The sequence below is a fragment of the Hungatella hathewayi WAL-18680 genome (assembly GCF_000235505.1).
GTDB lineage: Bacteria > Bacillota > Clostridia > Lachnospirales > Lachnospiraceae > Hungatella_A > Hungatella_A hathewayi_A.
Window position 1 is genome coordinate 152,626 of the sequence record NZ_JH379030.1, and the last position, 20,556, is coordinate 173,181.

Consider the following 20,556-nt stretch of genomic DNA (forward strand, 5'->3'; position numbering starts at 1 on the left):
ATACTATTTCTCGCTGGCACTTTTATAGTCATCTGCATATTCCATGGCGCCTGGCAGGATTACCATAAACAGCTTTGGTGAAAAGAAGATGGAATCAATCCCACTGACACCAACCTGATAAGTCTTGCTGACCCACAAGCCATACACAAACGCATGCTCCTTTAAATATTCATGATAGCTGTCTACATTTTCCTCGGAAGTCTCAACCGGGCTGGAAGCTTTGCTATACAGAGTCTGGAACTCTTCATCGTGAAGGCCATTAAAAGAGCACGGTTCCCCATTCCAGCTGGTGTAGGTCATATTCATAAAGTTTGACGCAACTATAGTAGAACTCTGGTTATCAAGCAGCATGTCCCACTGGTCAAACTCATATTTATAGGTGCCGAACAAAGCCGCATCGTAAGTAAGAATCTCGCTGTTAATGCCAATCGCAAGTAAATACCCCTGAATAATAACAGCCGCCTTGCTCTTCTCATCATTGCTCTGAAGCATGAGACGAAGCGTTGGGGAACCAGCAGATACATAACTGGATTCTGCCAGAAGTTCTTTCGCTTTCTCTATGTTATAGCTGTAATAATCTTCACTATTCCACTTGTCATTGTAGTCAATCTCCATACCATTAGCCCATCCGTGGCAAAGTTCGCCTTCACCGTTCACCGCGCCGTCGACAAGGCCTGCTTCATCAATCGCATAGCAAATTGCCTGACGAAGTTTCTGGTCCTGTCCTACAATACTTTCCTTGGAACAATTGAAAATCAGCGCATTTACTAGATTGGAAGTAGCACTGTTTACCATATAGCCATCCAGTGCCTCACCGTTCTCGTCCTCGAAATATTCCAGTTCCGTCGAGGAAACATTGCAGGCAACATCAATATCACCTGTCTGCAATGCAATTGTCATCTGTGCCGCCTCAAGAATAATTTTATAGCGAATCTCCTCGATATTCTGCTGATAACATGGATTTAAGTACTTCTCATCTGTCTGCCAGTAATTCTCATTCTTCTTCAAAGTCAGATAAGAACCCGGGACAAACTCCTTGACACAATAAGGACCTGTCGCCTGTGGATTCGTAGAAAATGCATCTGCGTCGTAGGCATCTTTATCAACAATCCAAACCTGCTCAGCAACCCCTTTCCAGTTTCCTACAACCGGGTCTGTAAAAACAAGTTCTACCGTATAATCATCAATCACGGTTGCACTTTCCAATTGATTGGCAAAAGTACTGGCCCCCGTCTGCTTAGCGGTTTCATAACTGAAGACAACGTCCTCCGCGGTAATTTGGTTGCCTGCCGTATCATAGACATAATCAAACAGGGTAACTCTTACCTTTAACTTATCGTCCACAATCTCTTCCGTATACTCTTTTCCAATTGCAGGTTCTAGCTCCCCTCCATAATAGGAGGAAACAAACAAATACTCATAAATCTCACTGTTCACATAAAGTGCTCCCAAATCAGTTCCGAAATATGGGTCTAAGGATGGGATGCCCGCCGGCACCCCGACATTAACAATCTGCCCACCTGCCGTTGATGCAGGGCTGCCTTCTGACTCTTTTAAAGATTCCTTTGCTGGTTCTGACTTTGCTCCACCACCACATGCGCAGAGTGAAAATGCCATACTGGCCGAGAGTAACAAACTTATTACTTTTTTCATTTTCATACTTACCTTCTCCTTTTTGGTCATTTTTTCGTTTTTATTGCCTGTAAGTTATTTTTAACACATCACTTTGCACAATCAAAGCACACTTTCTTTGGAAAATGTGGATTTTTTTACTATGATGCAAGAATGCGCGATTAGCCTGCTGGGGTTTCTCATGGATTTTTGCACATTTTCGTAAAATCAGCGCATTGATGCTTCCTAAGATTCAAGCTAATATTTTCTTATAAACATCAATAAGAAAAGGAGTGATTAAAATGTTACTAGTTGGCACAGGCAAATCCTGCATCAATCCCGCCAATGATATGTTTCCTATTCCAAGCCGTTTTGCAGATTTTGGTGTACCGCTTCTGCAAAATGGAATCTACGATGACGCATTCTGCCGGGCAATAGCTGTTGATAACGGTACGGAGACCTTCATGTTAATGTCTTTCGAGACGAGGGGATACCCGGGTGTTCCAAAACTGGCGCAGATTCTTTCCGACAAGACGGGGATTCCTGCTGAAAATTTCATTATTTCAGGAACTCACAACCATTCCATTCCCGTGGATACTCATTCTCCCGGCAAGGATGACGCTCCTGAAGAGATTGCATTTCACAGGGAATATTGGAAAATTGAAACTGCCGCCGCTCTTGAGGCATGCATACAGGCAGTAGGTACCATGAAGCCAGCCAGATTCGGGTATGGAGAAACTCAAAGTTATGTCAATGTAAACCGTGATTACCAGACCATGTTCGGGTATTGGGTGGAGGCACGAAATTTAGAAGGATACAGCGATAAAACTCTTGCTATCATGAAATTTGTTGACATGGATGGTAAACTTATCGCTGCCTTGTTAAATTATGGAATGCATAATACCTGCATTCACATGATGAAAGATTTCGACGGCGTCTCCAAGACATCCGGCAACGTCAGCGGCATTGCATGCAGGTTTGTGGAGGAACATTTTGGGAACGATGCCATCGTGCTTTGGACCTCAGGAGCCGCCGGAAACCAAAATCCTCTTTTCAGCCACAATCTTCAATACGAATATCCCGATGGTTACACCACCTCAGTTCCCCTTCCTGACGGGGTTGGTTACATGATGATGGAATTGATGGGGCGCACCCATGGCGTGGATGCTGTGAAGGGATTGAATAAAATAAATACCTATACGGAGGAACTGCCGTTTAAGCACGTTTCCAAGAACTGTTATATTCCTTCCCAGAAACATGAGCTTCCACCCAAAGAAGGTACTCCAATCCGAATGGTGCGCCAGGGTGGTATCGGTCTGCGTGAGCCTAACGATACAAAACCAGTGAAACTGCCAGAACTTCCGAAGATGGTTGATGATTTAAATCATCCGGCGGAACTTCAAATGAACCTTACTCTTATCGGGGATATCGCAATTGTCGGAATCGGTGCGGAGCCATACGCAGAAATCGGGCGGGATATCAAAGCTGTCTCTCCATACAAACATACATTTGTTATGACCCATTGTACGGAGAAACGGTGCGGTTATATTTTGGACAAAACTTCTAAAGAACACTCAGTTTTTCAGTCTTTTGGCAGGGTAAAACCGGGTAGTGCCGATGACATTATCATTCAAAATGCTATTGATTTATTTAAGGAGGTTTCCCAATGAGTAAATTTTTAGCCGGTGCAGCAAAAATCTGCGTGGACCCAACTCCTGAAATGCTTCCTCTCCCCGGAATTTTTGGAACCTGGTATGAAGATGTCTATGCGAGCAGTTATAACCGGGCACTCGCGATTGATAATGGAGAAAGTAAGTTTCTAATCATCACCTTTCCCTTTGGAAGCGGAGGAGAAGAAGCCAAATCCATCATCAGCGAAAAATACGATATACCCACGGAACATATTATATTCGCAAATACACACAACCATGGCGGTCCTGCTATGAAGCTGGTTGCAGAACAATTTCTTCCCGATACGGAACCAAGCCACCAGCAACGATTGTGGGCTGGCCAGGCAGTACCCAAATGCCTTCAGGCCGCAGATGAGGCCTTTGCCAATCTCCACCCCGCCCGATTCGGCTACGGGGAGGGAAAGAGCTATATCAACATCAACCGCAACTATCAGCTGGCAGACGGAAGTTTTGCACAGCTGGATAACCCGGAGGGCTGCAGCGACAAGACTCTCTCGGTTACCAGAATAGAAGACTACGATGGCAATGTCATTGCTGCACTTGTCAATTATGCTGCTCATGCAATAGCAACCTTCCGTTGTACGGACCAAGACGGGAAAACTAAAATAAACGGCGATTTTCCCGAATATGCCAGTCAATTCCTGGAAAACCGCTATCCTGGTTCTGTTTTTCTTTGGACCACAGGCGCTGCAGGTAACCAGAATGTAATTCCACTTTTTAAAGGGGATAAAGATTTTCATGGTTATGAGAATGTCAATATGCCTGCCCCATGCGGCCTCGGTTTCCGCTATGCTGAATATATCGGCCAGCTGCACGCTCTCGACATTGACAAGACTCTCAAACAGATAATCTGTGATGACGGCGTTGTCATTCACTCTGCCTGTACCACGGTTGAATTTGACGGCCAGGAAATCCCCGGTTTAAAAGGAAAGGATTATATCTTCAATATCATGCTTGCCCAAAACTCGGTTCCGCTTCTTCACGAGCTGTTCCCAGAGAAAGCATTTAGCGAAGGCAAAGACAGACCTATTGTGATGGGCGTTCCCTGCGGGGAAAAGGTTACCATGGGAATGCAGCTTGTCACCATAGGCAGCGTAGCCTATGTGGCTATGAACAGCGAGCCGTTTAATGAAATCGGCCTGCTCTGCAAAGAAAAATCCCCGTTCAAAAACACGGTACTGATTACCTGTTCCGATATCGGTCCCTGCTCCTCTTATCTGGTGGATGATGACAGCGCAAAATTGCCGTTGTTCCAGAATGTAAACAACCGTGTTCTGGCCGGTAACTCCAATACCATTGTATCAAACGGTATGCTTTCCCTATTTAAGAAAATATTTAACCAAGCTGATTAACATATAAAACAAAGTGTGCTGCCCTTTTTCTTTCCATATGAAAGGAGCATGCACACTTTTCATTTATATGTTCTTATTTTTTCTATCCAAAATGAAATTCACCGAAAATACCAATGCAGTCACTAACCCAAGGATAATATATTCAAGATTGGGGTATCTCCCATAAAACCGAACGCAGTTTTTGATACACAATACAAAGAAAATGCTAAACAGCAGATTTAGAATTATGATTCTATGATTTTTACTCTTTATGATAGTGCCTGGAAAGGCACAGGCAACAGCAATAATACCAAAAATCTCGATTCCATTTCCATTGGCCGGAGCTGTCATACTCTGCTGAGAGACCAGCATCAATGCTGCTATAACACAAAAAAAACCACTGGCCGCGAAACAAATCATATTAACTCTTCGCACATTCACCCCTGCGCGCTCCGCCCTATCCCAGCTTTCGCCGACAGCTTCAATATATTTTCCCAAATACGTCTGTTTTAATATAAAAGATGTCAATAGCACCACGAACAACAGCACCCAGATATCCGCCTGTATGCCTAGCACAATCTTTCTTGAGAGCATATTGACCACCCGCGGCAAATGCGTTTTCACTGCCCCCTTCGATATCAGATAAGAGAGTCCCTTGTACCCGATTTGTGTTATCATTGTCGCAACATAAGCCGGTATATTGATGTAGGAAACCAGAATTCCATTTAGCAGCCCACAGAGAAGTCCACAGACCGCCAGCACTGCAAACGAAACTGCCACAGGCAGGCGCATGGAAAACAGAACTCCCATAATCGATGAAAGCAGTGAAATCTGACTGCCAATCGAAAAGTCAATCCCCCCACATGCCATGATAAACGTAAGACCTAATGACAGCACAAACAGATAGGTATTCTGTATCACGACCTTGTAAATATTACTAGCCGTAAAAAAATCCCGGAAGTACAGCCCAAAAATAAACAGACTGAACAGACATATCATTGTCATTAAATAATTGTTTAACACATTTTTCAGTGGTCTATTCATATTTTTATCCTATGGCTTTCCAATCTAATCATCCCTGCATACTGTTGTAACGGCTCAGAAACTCTGTAAACTCCGTATAATCGGCCCCATAATTCTGCTCAATATGACCTGCAACTACATATCTGTCCGCAAAATTTTCAGGCTTGCTGTTTGGAGAAACAAAAACCCATACCGCTTTCCCTGACTCCACCTCTCTGGAGTAGAAATCCTTCAGCATCTGATGTGTGATTGCGTCCGTATATTTGTCAGTATCACTGACCACCAAAAGCCTATCGTTTGCCATCATAGTTTTATAAAGATTGATTGCAAGCCGGTCCCTTTTGGGCAGATTATAACAATGATTTCGTTCCAGCAGTTCCGGGTCACCATACCATCTCGCAAAATCTTCTTCCTGACATTTAATCAGCTTATGATTGGGAATCCCGGCTCTGGATACCTTATCAAATATGCCAAGATTTAAATTATCCCCAGGAGAAAGACATTCAATGATGTTGTCTAATGACCCCAGATTGAGGAACTTCACTTTCATAGGGTAACGGCTTTTATAACCATAACCAAGCCTCTTTTTCAAGATATCAAATAAAAAGCCATCAACATCAGCAACACATACGATTTCCCCTGCATAAAAATCAAGCGGCTGTTGACCACCATCTGTAAATACGGACTCGATATTCAGAGTAAGCATCGGACTTGTGACAACGGCTGTTTTACTATCCCGCACATAAATCTTTTCCCGAAAAATAGAACTGACAATTCCCTGTATCTTCTGCTTATTCTCAGGGTTATTTTCTGCATTGCTAAAAATTTGTCCTTTATTTAAAAACAGGATACATTCCGCATAGCTTTCCAGAATTTCCATATCGCTGCTTGTAAATAAAAATGCTATCCCCTCGCTCTGCAGTTTTGCAAAAAGCGCCTGAATCTCTCTTTCCTCACGCTCCGTACATTTTAGGAAAAAATCATCAATTAAAATAATTTCCGCCCCTGCCAGTCTTGCTTTGATAATCTCCAGCAGCAGAATTTCATACGAACTTAAACTCTCTACTCTTCGGTTAATCGGAATCTGTATGTTATATTTTTGTAAAACCCCCTGTATCCGTCTCTTCTCCCCAACACTGTCGACCAATATATGTCCTTTTTTTCCCTTAAAGCAGCACAAATTCTCCCAGACACTGAGGGACCCCAGCAAGGTTGCTTCTGCTTCAATTCGAGCCACCATCGGCCAGCACTGCGGTATTCCCTGATGGTAGTCAACGTTTTTTTCATAAACAGCGACCTCTCCTCTGGATGGCGATACTTTCCCCTCTACCAAATCTAAAATCATACTTTTACCAGAAGAAAAAGTTCCATATATTCCTAATATATCACTTTTAAAAAGGCGAAAATTCAAATGTTTAATAGTATTTCCATGATTCATTAAATCAACGTAATGAGCTGCAAATAATTCCTCTCTCATACTCCCATCCCTGTCTGAACCGGAAGCGACAACCAGACCTCCGTCCCAATTCCTTCACAACTGTCAACTGTGATACCAAATGGAAGACCATAGTACAACTTAATGCGTTTATTAACATTTCGCAGTCCAATCCCGCTATGACTCCCTCCTTCTGTGCCAAAACGCCCCTCATCCCGGATACTCTCCCGCAGCCTGTCCAATTTTTCCAAATTCATGCCAGTTCCATTGTCAGACACACAAATCTCTAAAATGTTTCCCATTTTTTTTGCTTCAATATGAATTTCACCGCCCAACGTCGTATCCTTCAGCCCATGAATAATAGCATTCTCAACTAACGGCTGAAGAGACAGCTTCGGTATGCCAATCTCCTGCAGACTCTCCATAGGGCCAAAATGAATCTTGAATTTCTTTGGAAAACGAAACTGCTGAATGGAAATATAATTCTTTAAGTTGTCCAGTTCCTCCTTCAATGTCACGATTCCCTCCCGGCCACTGATACTGTATCTGAAATACTGTGACAGGGCAAGTGTAATATCTGCCACACTGCGGTCTCCATTAATCAATGCCATACTGCAGATACACTCTAACGTATTATATAAAAAATGGGGGTTAATCTGATTGGCCAGTATGGCCAAATCTGTCTGCTTTTTTAGCAAATCATATTCATCATTTTCTTTCTGCTCATGAACTGCCTTTTCCACGTTTTCAGCAATCAGCTTATCAATCTGACTTTGTGTCATTATCATAATCCGGTTCATAACCACAGGTACCTCATCCATATATTTTTCTATATTCGCTCGGCTTTACCCCTACAACCCGTTTAAATATTTTGCTGAAATATCTGACATCTGAATATCCGATTTCACATGCAATTTCGCTGATATTGAGGTCACCCTGTTTCAACATGTCCCGTGCTTTCTGCAGTTTGATTTCTGTCACATATTCAGACAAAGATTTTCCGGTTTCTTTCTTAAACAAATACGAAAAATAGGCTGCACTGAGATTGACATGCTGTGCAATCTCCTCCAGCCTGATATTCAACTGATAGTTCTCTTCGATGTATTGACAGGCGCTCCTGACAGGTTTCACATGTTTCTTATCCAACGCCTCTTTTATATGGTGCATCACTTCAAGTACCAGCTCTGAAACATTCTCCTTTAAACCTTTTTCTGTATAAGACAGACGAACAATCTGCCGATATCGTTCCAAAACAGCCTCCACATCGGTAAAAGTGGAAATCGGTTCTTTGTTCAGACGGATTAATTCTCCCATTACCTCAGCCAAAAAATCTGTGACACTTTTATTGCGCAAAACCTCATATGGAAGAGAAAAAAACTGGTCCATACATTTCAAAAACAACTCTTCATCTATAATTTCAAATGATTTTATAAAATGATTTCTTAACTCAGAAAAATCATATTCTACGGAAAGATTCCGTTCTCTATCATAAATAACCCGTTCTACCCCCGCAAATAAACGTTGCCAGATTACCTGCTGGATGGACGAGCACAACTCAATCAATTTATTGGGATTGTCAACCGCTCTGCTGACACAAACCGTAAACTTCAGCCCCCGAAAAAGTTCAGTAACACTTGCCGTTTCTAAAAATATTTGCTGCACGCTCTCCTGAAGTTCCAATTCTGAGTTTAACTGATAATTTACCGTAGCCAGTACCCCTTCGGACTTGTATTCAAAAATCATATCGTTACAGGCTTCTGACAGCCTAAGTCTCATAATATTCCCAACCTGTTTTAAAACTGCGGAGACATCAATATCCAGCTGATGACTCTCCTGTTCAAAATCCAGCTTCACGAGAATCATCCGAAAACGCCCACTCTCAAAACGGGTGGCAAAAATTCTGTTGATATCTTCCACAGACTTTGGATTCTTCACCAAATCCGTCAATACCTGCTGTGATATGAACTGCAGACGCCGTAATTCGCGTCCTTTTTCGTCCTCCGTCTCCCGCCCTTGCGTCTTTATGGTATCCTTTACCTTCCTTAAGGTAGTATTAAGTGTTTCTTCTGTGATTGGTTTCAAAAGATAATCTTCTACTTTATATTTTAACGCATTGTATGCATATTCAAAATGCCGATATCCGCTTACAACAATAAACTTGCAATGTTTCTCTGCATTATAGGCCTGCCGAATCACCTCCAGGCCATCCAGCTTTGGCATACTGATATCTGTGATAACAATATCAGGTGACTGGTCCAATATCATCTGCAGCAGGCTCTCTCCATCATATGCCATGCCTACAAGTTCCAAATCCAGCTCTTCAAAATGAATGAGCATTGAGATTCTTTTACAAATAAGTTCTTCATCATCAGATATAATCACCCGCAGCATGCTCCCACCTCCCACAGACCATTCAAAAGCCTTCATTTTTTATCCAGCCCAAGATGCTCCATTTATAGACAATATCCCTACATGCTAATTATAGCTTTCGCTCAAAAGGCTGTCAATATCCGTTCTCATCACCGTTTAAACATTTGTAAAGAAATGAAGCAGAACCGGGCTTAACCAGGCTTCCGACGCGGTCCCCACCACCAGAAGAAGAACCAGCAGGGAAAGTCCCAGCGGGCGCAGCAGATGGTGTTCTTCACCTGCCCAGGACGCCAGAATTAATGCAATGGGAAGGTAACACAGGGCATGGGGCATCACCGAGGCCAGATAAAATACCAGCCCCATCACACCTTTCTGCACCGTAATCACCGACAAAACGACGGCGATACTTCCCCCTGCCATCAGAGACAGGACGTAAAATCCGGGGATGGAGAACACGGTCACGCTGAGCAGCCATCCACCCAGAAATTCTAACCCTCTCTGTCGCAGCACATAGAGCCACATCTGCCGCTTTCCCTCCCAGTTAAGGCCCTGCTCCGCCAAAAACAGGGTATCAAAATAGCCAATCTGCTGTTTCATCTCTCCACCGAGCAGATTGGCTATGATTGTACCTCCCAGAACTCCCGCAAGAAAACAGATCAGCAGACGGTCCTGGTATGTGATGGTAACTCTGTTTTTCATGATAGTTCATCCAATCCATCTGTCCTTACTGAATTCTATGAACCGTGTCAGACAACTATGTCTGGAATCTGGTATCTCATTGGCGCGCTTCTATATTACCGCGTTCTACTTACCGTATTTCACCGCGTAGGCCGTGATAGCCGCCACCGTCTTGGCATCCGTCATCTTCCCGCTGTAAATCATCTCCAGCAAATCGGAAAGTTCCCAGGCTTCCACCTCTATCTCCTCGTCATCGTCCAGATTCTGATGGGACGGAATCAGATTCTTCGCCACAAAGATATCAATCCCCTCGTCACAGAAGGCCACCGTGGTGTTGACCCGGATTAAAAATTCCAATTCCTCCGTGCGAAATCCCGTCTCCTCCTCCAACTCCCGGTAGGCGCATTCAATTCTCGGCTCCTTCGGGTCATCCACCTTGCCCGCCGGTATCTCCAGCGTCTCTCTGTCCAGGGCGTTGCGGTACTGGCGCACCATGAGAATCTTTCCATCCTCCGTCACGGGAACCACAGCGGCCGCGCCGTCATGATGAATGAAATCCCAGTGGGCCTCATTGCCATTGGCTATCACCGTATCCTGATAGATGGAAATGACCGTCCCCTTATATTTTAACTCCCTGTTTAAACGCACTACTGGCTCTACCATATCTCTCTCGCCGGGCAGGCGCCCCGGCATTCCTTTCGTTATATTTTTTCACGGCCAATTTTATGGCCCAGCAGGGTGACATATAGCCCTGCTTTTTATGAAAAGGCCTTGCCTGCGGCCCTTCACAATCTCTCGCAATCTCTCACAATTCGTCACAATATCCTAGTATCAAGGCGTCTCCACCACTCCGATAAACAGCCATCCCGCCTCGTCCGAGCGAATCCCAAACAGAAACGGTCTGTCCAGTATCATATCTCCCACCTTGGTTTCCTCAATCAGCGCACATCCGGCCAGAGCCATCATCGTGTAGGCCGCTCCCTCCACTCCGGACTCATCCACACCGATATGAGTTTCCTGAATGACGCTGCTCACCAGCACCGGCGCATCCGTCATATAACTGAAATCCGCTGTCACCTCAAACATATCCCCGGCTCCCAGCCTTCGCAGCGTATCCTCCAGTTTCATGCTGCTGCCAAAGGAAAACTTGGGCATCTTCCAGTTGACCTCCATAGTCTCATATTCCCCGTTCAGCGCCTCTTTCAGCTTCTCCGGCGTGGCAAACAGCTCGGAGACATCCCGCCCCTCATCCGGCAGTACAAACACCATGGACGTGTTATTTCCCGTATTAATCATGGACGCCCGGTATCCGTCGCCCTCCCGGTATGGGTAACCTGTCACCGTCATATTCATAAAATCTGCAGTCACCTCAGAGCCATCCGACCTGGTAAATGTATCCGGCTTCGTAGCCTCCTCCGGGAATTTATTCTTCCAGGAACCATAATAATACAAGGTATTGATAAGTGCAAGCACTGTCTCCTCATCCTTGGTCAGTTCCGGCTCCAGCACTCCGTTTGTCTTCTCTTTTATCCACTGCCCCATCTCCTTCCAGGTCTCATCCTCCGCGAATGACACCCGGTGAATGGAGGCATAATACTGGTCTGTCAGCTGGTTGACATAATCTGGCTTCAGCTCCATTTTCCCATCTGCCCACAGAGAGTTGGCGATGAGAATCTCCGGCTTCTTTTCCTCTCCAAGCCCCGGCTCGTACTCCTCCTGGTAAACCTCATGGAATCCCTGCTGATAACGGAGATACCGGTAAATGTTTCCGCTCTGTGTCGCCAGCTCTTCCCGCTCCTTCGTTCCCAGAAGGCCCGATATTTCCTCAAATGTCTTCCCATCCGCCCCGGCTCCCGCCATGGCCAATGCATAGTAAAGGCTTAGAGGGCTGTAATTCACATTTTCCTCCGCCCCCTGCAATATCTGGGCGGCGCTCTCATAGGCAAACGCATCCAGTCCCGCCCGGAAAGAGTCGGTTATCTCGTTCTCATCCAGCTTCTGCCGGTAGCCTTCCCATATCTCATCCGTATCCTTTCCCGTTACCTCTTCCAATGCCGCAGGCTCTATCACCTCTGTCACACCTTTCTCGCTTCCCGTCTCTGTCTTTGAATCTCCCTGTTCCACAGCCGGCGGTTTGGCGCCACATCCGCCAAGAATCAATGCTGCCGCCAGCATGAGGGCTCCTGCTCGTTTTCTCATATTTCCTTCCTTTCCGGTATGAAAAAGAGCATCCATAGCCAAGTCACAGATGCCCTTTTTCTGCAATGGTGCCTATCACGCGGCGCCCAAGCGCTCCATCTCATGATAGGACCGTGCATCAACCTTTATAATCTTTTGCATTTATCATAACAGGCATCCGACGCTTTGATGATGGCATTGCGGAATCCGTATTCCTCCAGCGCCGATACCCCCTCGATGGTGGTGCCGCCAGGGGAGCACACATTGTCTTTCAATGCTCCTGGGTGCATGCCGGTCTCAAGGACCATTTTCGCGCTTCCAAGCACTGTCTGGGCCACCATTTCATAGGCATCCTGACGGGGCAGTCCGTATTTCACCGCGCTGTCTGCCAGCGCCTCGATAAACATGTACACGTAAGCCGGGGAGCTGCCGCTAGCGCAGGCCACCGCGTTAATCAGCCGTTCCTCCACCATTTTCACCCGGCCGAAGGAGCGGAAGAATTCCTCAATCGTCGCCTTCTCCTCGTCACTGAACTGGGCCGGATTGTAGCTGACTCCGGTCATGCCCTCTCCCACCAGGGCCGGTGTGTTTGGCATCGCCCGCACGATTCTCCTGTCAATGCCCAGAGACTCCTTCAACTGGGCAATGGTAATGCCGGGAGCAATAGAGATAATGATATGCTTCGGCGTCACCACGTTTATGATATTCTGGAGTACCGGCTGGTAATACTGTGGTTTCACCGCCAGCACCAGATACTGGCAGCTGTTGGCACACTCCGCGTTGCTGTCCACGTGGGGAACGCCGGTTTCCTCCGTCACTTGATTCATCTTATCTGCATTTACATCCGTGAAGATAAGCTCTTCCTTGTTATAGAATTTCAAAAGGCCCTTCAGGATTGCATATCCCATATTGCCCATACCGATAAAACCGATCTTTGCCATACTCTCTCCTCTCAATGTCCCCGTACTCCACGACTATTCAAACAGAACGCCCTGGGAATCCACACGCTTGCCATCCGGTGTCAGGCTGCTAGTCAGCATATAACCCTCCGCCAAATCACAGTAATACAGTTTATCCTTCCACTGAATCCAGCCGGTCAGCATGTAGCCGTTGGAGTCAAAAAAGTACCATTTGCCGTCAATGAACTGCCAGTCGTTGGTGGTGTAAAGTCCGCCCTGATTCCGGTACCACCAGCCCTTGTCGTCCTTCACCCAGCCAACCGGAAGGGTCGATGAGTCGGCCTCCTGCCCCGGCTCACTGAGACCGCTGGTCAGATTGCCATACTGCTCCCGGTTGCGGGCCGCCAGCTCATTGCTGACCTGTATCTCCGTGGAATCCACCCACTCGGTTTTATTGTCATCCTTAATCTTGTTCACGGCTCTGACTTTGTACGTATAATATCCTGCCTTCGTCATGCAGGGCGCCATATCCAGACTGTTGGTCTGGGAGGTCTGGGTCAGCTTCACGTTGACGCCTTCCCGGTAAAGTTTCACCTCATAATAACCTGCATTCAGGGACTCACTCCAGGAGGCCACGGTCTCGGAGGACCAGCCGGCTGACGTAATATCCCCGGCCTGCTCATTTAAAGCCGGCAGCTTCAGGGACAGAAGCAGATGGGTGCTGTCCTCTTTCTTCGCATTGACCACAGTCGCGCCCTTCACCGTAACGTCTTTTGCAAGCACGGAGAAGTAATATCCCGACTCCGCTTCCAGCCGCACATCCACCGTCGGCACGGAATCCGCCTCCCACTCAAAACCGTCGTTGGTGACCTGGATATCCGTGGCGGAATACTTGGAGGTCTTATTGTAGACCCTTATTTTCGAGGAATCAATGACCTCGCCCACCTTGATTTCCGACTTTATCTCAATGTTAATCATGGTTATTTTATCGTTGCCCGCATAGGAAGTCATCACAGAGCCCCCCAGCGTCATCACTGCCGCCAGCGCCGCCGCCAGCATCCGTTTTCCAATTCTCATCATCCTTCTCCTCTCCTAAAATTCTTCTCAGAATTTGCCCATATTTATTCTTTTATCAGATTTTTATTTGATACCTATAACTCTAGTATGGATAATTCTGACTGTCAATAGAATTCCGGAAAGTTTAAGAAAATCGAAATGGAAAGAACCGGGAATTCCCACACAGAAAAAGATGGAATCATGGATTTCATCCACATTCCATCTTTTTCCAAGGCACACAGGAAACCTAATATTTCCGGTTGCACAGTCCTTCATCTGTTTCCTACTTTAATGATTCTCCCTGCTCCCGCGCCCCTGCATCACCCGGCGCGCCTTCCACTTCCACCGTTACAACCGCTGCTCCAACCGCTTTGCGTTTCTTCCGATAGCAGACAATCAAAACCACTTCTCCAAGTACCAGAATCACCGCAATCACACCATCCACCATATACACCAGTTTCAGCCATGCCGGTATCTCGCCTGGCACATAGGTTTCGTAGGCGGAGCTGTTTACCGTTGTGTAGAACACATTTTTCACTGCCTGACGCATTGCGAGTACGGATGTTGCACTCAAATCGGTCATAATTGCATCATTGCCTGCGGTGCCCAGCATGATATCGGTGCCGCCGCGGACTGCACGGTCCGCATCCATGTAGCCATAGTTTCCAAAGTAATCCGACAGAACCATCCCTCGAAATCCCCACTCGCCTCTCAGCACATCCTGCAGAAGCGCCGCACATCCGCCGGCCCACTGGGTACCGATATAGTTGTAAGAGGACATGACGGCCAGTTTTCCGTCAGGGTTGCTCTTGATGGCCTCCTCAAACGGTTTCAGATAAATTTCTCTGATGGCCTGCTCCGTGCTCCAGGTGCAGAGCAGGGCGTTGCGGTTGATTTCCTGCTCGTTCAAGGCAAAATGCTTGATGAACGGATACATCCCCGACTGGAGCGCTCCCTCCACCTCGGCCACAGCCATCTTAGCGCTCAACACGCTGTCCTCCGAATAGTACTCAAAGTCACGGCCGCCAAATGCGCTTCGGTGCATGTTCATGGACGGCGCATACCAGCCTGTAATATGGAAATCCTTGAATTCCTGACCCATGGCTCTGGCATAATCCACCGCCAAATCCACATTCCACGTCTGAGCCAGTACCACTTCCGAGCAGAATCCGGTGCCAAATGCTCCCAGCGTGCTGGAATTCACCCCGGCCGGTCCGTCCGTATCCAGAATTCTGATTTTTCCGGCTGAATTGACTGCCGCATTCTGGTGTCCGCCAAAGGCAATCAAATCAACCATCTCATCCACCGTCACCTGGTCTAACAGCGTCTCCCAGCGCGGGTCATCGTAGTCAGCGTCACGCAGGTCGAACAGTTCCAGCCCGTTTTTCGCCCCGGTCACCGGCATCACATCGTCCGCGCGGTTGTACTCCGTCGGGTCATAGGTTCCATTTCCCTGTACCGTACCATTTAACTCATAGTCCGCCGGGGCCGCAGCCGCCTGGTTATAGTTGGAAAACCCATCTCTTCTCGACAGGTATGCCACATCCCCTTCGGCAAATTCGAACCGGTTGGCAGCCACCTCCACATCATCGTTGTGGGTCTGTCCTTCGTCGTATACAATGGTCTTTGCCACCTGATAATTCTTAGTATCCACCACCGTATGGCTGTCTGTCCGCAGGCTGATTTCATAATCCCCCGCTTCTACCACATAATGTCCTGTTCCATATGTATCATAGGAAGCCATGTCCTCCACATCGAAGATCAGAGTCAACGTCTGTGACTGGCCCGGCTCCAGTAAATCTGTCTTGTCAAATGCTGCTAGGTTGACACTGGATTTCTCTATGCCGCCGTTGGTGTAAGGTGGTGTATAATAGAGTTCCACCACATCTTTTCCCGCCTTATCCCCAGTGTTTGTCACTGTGACATCCACGCGTATGGTGTCACCATCAACCTGAAGTTCCCCCATCTTCTGCTCAAAATCCGTATAGCTTAACCCGTAGCCAAAAGGATACATGACGGTCTCATTATAATCAATCAGCCCTTCCTCCGCCGCGGTCTCATAGAACCGGTATCCCACATAGATTCCTTCCACATAATTGACAAAAGAGACAATGCCGTCCGCTCTCTCCCAGGCCGCTTTTGCCGCCGCCTCCACATCGCCTGTATTGGTATAGGCAAAGTGACCAATATTATTGATATAAGGCGCTTTCGTTAAATCTCTCAGCCAGGTGTCCGCGGTCTTACCCGACGGGTTCACTTCGCCGGCCAGAATATTTCCCAGAGCCCGGAAGCCTGAGGTTCCTGCTCCGGCGCACAAAAGCACACTCTTAATCTGCTCATACTCCTCCGTCCAGCCAAGCTCCAGCGTGTTGGCGCCATTGTAGACAACGACTACATTTTCAAACTCGCTGCACACCATATCCACCAGATTCTTCTCCGTCCGGCTCAGTTCCAGATAGGACTGGCCCGCCTCAAAATCGGCGTAGGCTTCGGAATTATTGGTATAACTTCCCTTCATGTACTTGGTGCCAATTTCCATGGTGGAGCCGTCCATCACAGGGCCCATGTCGTGGGGCAGGTCCGCTCCCTCGCCTCCGGTTCTGGAAATGACGATGACTGCCGTATCCGAGAACTCTTTAGCCCGGCTCATTACATCCGCCGGGTAATTCTCCACTGGAATCTCCGGAAGTGTCCAGTCCTGACCGTTATTGATGCTGATTGCCGGCCGGTCCTCTCTGTAATCCACATACATCTGGGAAAGCTCCCCATTGGTCTCAAAGCCGGCCTGCTCAATTCCCTCTAAAATGCCTGTGGCCGTCGACGCGTCCACAGTGCCGGAGCCGGTTCCACCGTAGATTGGGTTGGTGGAAGCCCAGCCGAATACGTTGATTTTCTGCGGGGCAATCGGTAAAAAGGAATCCGAATTCTTGGTCAAAATCACGCCCTCATTGGTTACCTCCTCCACAATACGCTCCGATTCCGCCACATGCTCCGGGGCCAGCTGTCCTTTGTCCGACAATATCACGTTTAGTGTGTTGTATAACGTTCCTGTCACCGCCAGGTTGACGGATACGGCCGCTATCAGTACAAAGGCAATGACGGACTGCCACCGGATAAATCCCCGCAACGGCTTCCTCCATTTCCTTGCTGCTGCCAGAACCACAATCATACATACCAGCGCGATTCCGATGACAATCAGATTCGTTCTCATCATCTGTATCACACTGATGACGTCCTCCCATGCAACTTCTACATTTCCCATTCTACTTACCTCCTGAATCATTTTTTCTATCAGTGTTTCCGTACCCAAAAGGTAACACAAAAACAGCCGGAAAAACCGAATCTGGTTTTTCTGGCTGTTTTTCTGGTAAAAGCTGCATATTGGATTCTATAATATTAGTCTTCCGGGAAAAACATGATGTCCACAAGGAAGCGTTTTTCCTCCTCCCGCATCAGTACCGTTCCCTTGTATTTGTCCACAAGATACCGGATACTTCTGACCCCGAAGCCGTGGTAATCCTTATCCTTCTTCGTCGTCACCGGCAATCCGTCCTCAAATACCACCGGCTCATTGCAATAATTCTCCACATGGATATAGCTTCCCTGGTTTTTCCGGTTGACTAAGAGACTGACAATCCGTTTTTCCTCATCTGTCTCCTTCATCACGCACTCGATGGCATTGTCCAGCAGGTTGCCGAACAGAGCGTATACATCGGTGGTATTCATGAAATTCAGCACGCTGCCATCCACCATACTGCTGAGTTTGATGTTGTATTCGTTACACAGCAGGCTCTTTTCCGTCAGCACCAAATCCAGGGCCTCGTTTCCGGTCTGGAAAATGTTGTCGTAGATGGCTAATGCTCCCTTTACGCTCTCAATGTATTCCTTCTGGTCCCCAGCATCCTCAATCTGTGATATCTTGGAGATGCGGTATTTCAAATCATGGCATTTAATGTTGATGATATTGATGGTCTCTCTGGACAGCTTCTGCTGCTCACTCATATTGTGCAGCATATTCTCCATGATTTCATTTTCCCGGAGAATCCGGTTCTGCCTGGACATGTAATAGGCCATGAAAATGGCCAGCATGCTGCATATAAAAGCATACAGCTTACAGAATACATTTTGAAGCAGTCTGCTGTTTCCCGCGCCTACCTGGTCCACCAGAACACTGATGATGATGGCGGTCAGCAGGATGGCAAGGGCCAGCAGCACCATGCGGATGTCCCGGTTTTTCATTTCCCCTTTTCCTGCATTTTTCCGGATTACTCCCCAGTAAATGATGGCCGCCATGATAATGTAGGGGAGGAACCGGACGACAAAGAACTCCACCACCGGCGAAAAGGAAACACCGGTCAGCTCCACAAAGATAGTCGTAATGGCAAAAGCCATGTGCTCGGTGGCATATCCGCAGACACCGGCAAACAGAACCTCTTGAAACGGCGCCTCAAAGCACCATTTCATAAATCCCAGCGTGAACAGAAACAAGCCGCAGTAAAACAGGATATAAACTGGCGGCAGCATTCCCGGGATACTTGTACACAGGCGGAAAAATGTGTACGCCAGCGCCATGTATCCGGCGATTCCCGTCAACAGATAGATACCGAAATTTTTCTTCCGTTTCATGCCTATCATAAACACGCTCTCGGATATCAAAAGCTGCATGGAAAAACGGATGCAGGAAATCAGCTGTACCTGTTCCATCAGTAATCACCTCCCAGGTATCTCATGAAGTCTTCCTTAAATTCTCGGCTCCGGTGTCTGCTGATGGGGAGGGGCGTCTGCTCCACCCACACCATGTCTTTGGAAATCTTCGTGACGTATCTTAAGTTGACCAGGCAGCCGCTGATACACTTGGAAAAGCCCTCGCCCTTTAGGCTCTCCTCCAGGGTTATCAGGGTTCCACGGACGCGGAACTCTCCTTTTAAGGTGTGGTAAACCAGATAATTTTTGTCCTTTTCGATGTATAAGAGCTGGGAGCTTGTCAGTTTGACAATCGACTCCTCGGTCTGGACCACTAGCTCTTTCTCCGTCTTCGCGCAGGAGAACCGGATGGCTTTTTTCAATTTATCCGCAAACACATAGTAGCTGACCGGCTTGACGATAAAATCAATGGCATTGACCTCATAGCCGTGAATGGCAAACTGTGCCATGTTGGTGACAAACACGATTCCCAGTGTCTGGTCTCTCTCCCTGATTTTCTTCGCCGCCGTCATGCCGTCGATATGTGGCATCTCAATATCCAGAAATACCACATCCAGCGTCCCGTCGTAATCCTCCACAAAACTCAGCCCGTCCCGGTATTCCTCTATGGAAAAGCCGACCTTCTCCTCCCGCTCATACCGCCCGAGAAATTCCCGCATTAATTTCAGATGCTCCGAATCATCGTCCACAAGTCCAATCCGCACCATATGCATTTCCCCCTGTATGTCTCTTACTTCATACTATAACACAGGGGAAAGCGGGAGACAATCTCCCGGTGAATTTGGCCCGGTTAATGGTCAAAATTCACCATCTGATAGGAACGGTGTCAACCTATAAAGCCGCCCTCCTGCAGCCAGTTTACAACCGCGTCCTCTGCTTCCTCCCGAGAATTTTGCGCGACAGAGCCGCGGATGGCAAGGCCGTCCAGCACCTCGGCGCCGGAGCAGGCGCCTGCAATGCTGCTTTCGGTTGATGCCAGGCCACTCCCCTCATGAGTGGCAAAAGGCACGATGGTTTTGCCCGTAAAATCATAGTTTTCCATGAAGGTATAAACTGCCATGGGCATGTCGCTCCACCAAATGGGGTAACCGAGAAAAATAACGTCATAGCTGTCAAAATTGTTGACTGACGCCGTCAACTCCGGGCGGGCATTGTCGCGAAACTCCTGCTGTGCCACATCGGTACACTCGCGGTAATCCTCCGGGTAGGGAGTAACGGTTTCCATATGGAACAGGTCGCCGCCGGTTTGCTCGGCAATCATCTCCGCTATAATTTCTGTGTTGCCTTTTTCGATCACGCCTACGTTATAATTTTCACCGGTGCGGGAGAAATAGGCAACCAGAATATTGGTGCTGTCTGATTCCACTGTGGCTGACTGTAAACTCTCATTTTCAGAAGACAGGTAAGACCTCTGGGTCTCTAAAGGCGTCGTTTCCGGCGTCTCATCAGGGACTCCTGGGATTTCAGCGCTGCCACAGGCTGTCAGGGTAAATGCCATGGCGGCCGCAAGAAACAAGGTGTATATTTTTTTCATAAGATCATCTCTCCTTATATATTTTTTCGAAATAACAGGGGAGGGA

16 protein-coding genes are annotated in these 20,556 nt (G+C 47.3%); 2 read left to right on the top strand and 14 right to left on the bottom strand.

Features of this window, described 5'->3' with window-relative positions:
- Window positions 1-3: 3 nt before the first annotated feature.
- The gene (locus HMPREF9473_RS24520) at window positions 4-1,659 is read right to left on the bottom strand and encodes an ABC transporter substrate-binding protein (protein ID WP_006782928.1); all 1,656 of its coding nucleotides are present in this window, start codon (window positions 1,657-1,659) and stop codon (window positions 4-6) included.
- Window positions 1,660-1,913: 254 nt separating this feature from the next.
- Here HMPREF9473_RS24520 and HMPREF9473_RS24525 point away from each other — a divergent pair, with 254 nt between their 5' ends.
- Together HMPREF9473_RS24525 and HMPREF9473_RS24530 are read left to right on the top strand one after the other, a co-directional pair.
- Window positions 1,914-3,281 (top strand): hypothetical protein, encoded by a 1,368-nt coding sequence (locus HMPREF9473_RS24525; RefSeq protein WP_006782929.1) that lies wholly within the window; start codon window positions 1,914-1,916, stop codon window positions 3,279-3,281.
- Complete coding sequence (locus HMPREF9473_RS24530; RefSeq protein ID WP_006782930.1) at window positions 3,278-4,654, top strand: hypothetical protein; 1,377 nt, start codon at window positions 3,278-3,280, stop codon at window positions 4,652-4,654. The genes HMPREF9473_RS24525 and HMPREF9473_RS24530 overlap by 4 nt, the downstream gene beginning before the upstream one ends.
- 63 nt (window positions 4,655-4,717) lie before the next feature.
- On the opposite strand, the gene HMPREF9473_RS24535 is transcribed toward HMPREF9473_RS24530, so the two are convergent.
- The 13 genes from HMPREF9473_RS24535 to HMPREF9473_RS24595 all read right to left on the bottom strand — a co-directional run bounded on the left by HMPREF9473_RS24535 (window position 4,718) and on the right by HMPREF9473_RS24595 (window position 20,510).
- Window positions 4,718-5,677: an ABC transporter permease gene (locus HMPREF9473_RS24535; protein WP_006782931.1), complete on the bottom strand. Its 960-nt coding sequence runs from the start codon at window positions 5,675-5,677 to the stop codon at window positions 4,718-4,720.
- Window positions 5,678-5,705: 28 nt separating this feature from the next.
- Window positions 5,706-7,133, bottom strand: a complete 1,428-nt coding sequence (locus HMPREF9473_RS24540; protein ID WP_006782932.1) for an ATP-binding cassette domain-containing protein — start codon at window positions 7,131-7,133, stop codon at window positions 5,706-5,708.
- Complete coding sequence (locus HMPREF9473_RS24545) at window positions 7,130-7,879, bottom strand: sensor histidine kinase (protein WP_187388733.1); 750 nt, start codon at window positions 7,877-7,879, stop codon at window positions 7,130-7,132. Before HMPREF9473_RS24545 ends, HMPREF9473_RS24540 begins: the two co-directional genes overlap by 4 nt.
- 25 nt (window positions 7,880-7,904) lie before the next feature.
- Window positions 7,905-9,482 (bottom strand): helix-turn-helix domain-containing protein, encoded by a 1,578-nt coding sequence (locus HMPREF9473_RS24550; protein WP_006782934.1) that lies wholly within the window; start codon window positions 9,480-9,482, stop codon window positions 7,905-7,907.
- Between the two features lie 135 nt (window positions 9,483-9,617).
- Entirely contained in the window at window positions 9,618-10,160 is a 543-nt protein-coding gene (locus HMPREF9473_RS24555) for a stage II sporulation protein M (RefSeq protein ID WP_006782935.1), read from the bottom strand.
- A 105-nt stretch (window positions 10,161-10,265) separates the two neighbouring features.
- Window positions 10,266-10,802, bottom strand: coding sequence for an NUDIX hydrolase (locus HMPREF9473_RS24560; RefSeq protein ID WP_006782936.1), 537 nt, complete (start codon window positions 10,800-10,802; stop codon window positions 10,266-10,268).
- A 168-nt stretch (window positions 10,803-10,970) separates the two neighbouring features.
- The gene (locus tag HMPREF9473_RS24565; protein ID WP_157140243.1) at window positions 10,971-12,338 is read right to left on the bottom strand and encodes a serpin family protein; all 1,368 of its coding nucleotides are present in this window, start codon (window positions 12,336-12,338) and stop codon (window positions 10,971-10,973) included.
- Between the two features lie 125 nt (window positions 12,339-12,463).
- Window positions 12,464-13,258 carry a pyrroline-5-carboxylate reductase gene (gene proC, locus HMPREF9473_RS24570; RefSeq protein WP_006782938.1) on the bottom strand — a complete coding sequence of 265 codons (795 nt, stop codon included), beginning with the start codon at window positions 13,256-13,258 and terminating at the stop codon, window positions 12,464-12,466.
- A gap of 33 nt (window positions 13,259-13,291) precedes the next feature.
- The gene (locus HMPREF9473_RS24575) at window positions 13,292-14,296 is read right to left on the bottom strand and encodes a hypothetical protein (protein WP_050810118.1); all 1,005 of its coding nucleotides are present in this window, start codon (window positions 14,294-14,296) and stop codon (window positions 13,292-13,294) included.
- A gap of 259 nt (window positions 14,297-14,555) precedes the next feature.
- On the bottom strand, window positions 14,556-17,534 hold the full coding sequence (locus tag HMPREF9473_RS24580; RefSeq protein ID WP_006782940.1) for a glycoside hydrolase family 3 N-terminal domain-containing protein: 2,979 nt from the start codon (window positions 17,532-17,534) through the stop codon (window positions 14,556-14,558).
- A gap of 134 nt (window positions 17,535-17,668) precedes the next feature.
- Complete coding sequence (locus tag HMPREF9473_RS24585; RefSeq protein WP_006782941.1) at window positions 17,669-18,976, bottom strand: ATP-binding protein; 1,308 nt, start codon at window positions 18,974-18,976, stop codon at window positions 17,669-17,671.
- Window positions 18,976-19,683, bottom strand: coding sequence for a LytR/AlgR family response regulator transcription factor (locus tag HMPREF9473_RS24590; protein ID WP_006782942.1), 708 nt, complete (start codon window positions 19,681-19,683; stop codon window positions 18,976-18,978). Before HMPREF9473_RS24590 ends, HMPREF9473_RS24585 begins: the two co-directional genes overlap by 1 nt.
- Window positions 19,684-19,802: 119 nt before the next feature.
- Entirely contained in the window at window positions 19,803-20,510 is a 708-nt protein-coding gene (locus tag HMPREF9473_RS24595; RefSeq protein WP_006782943.1) for a flavodoxin, read from the bottom strand.
- Window positions 20,511-20,556 lie beyond the last annotated feature (46 nt).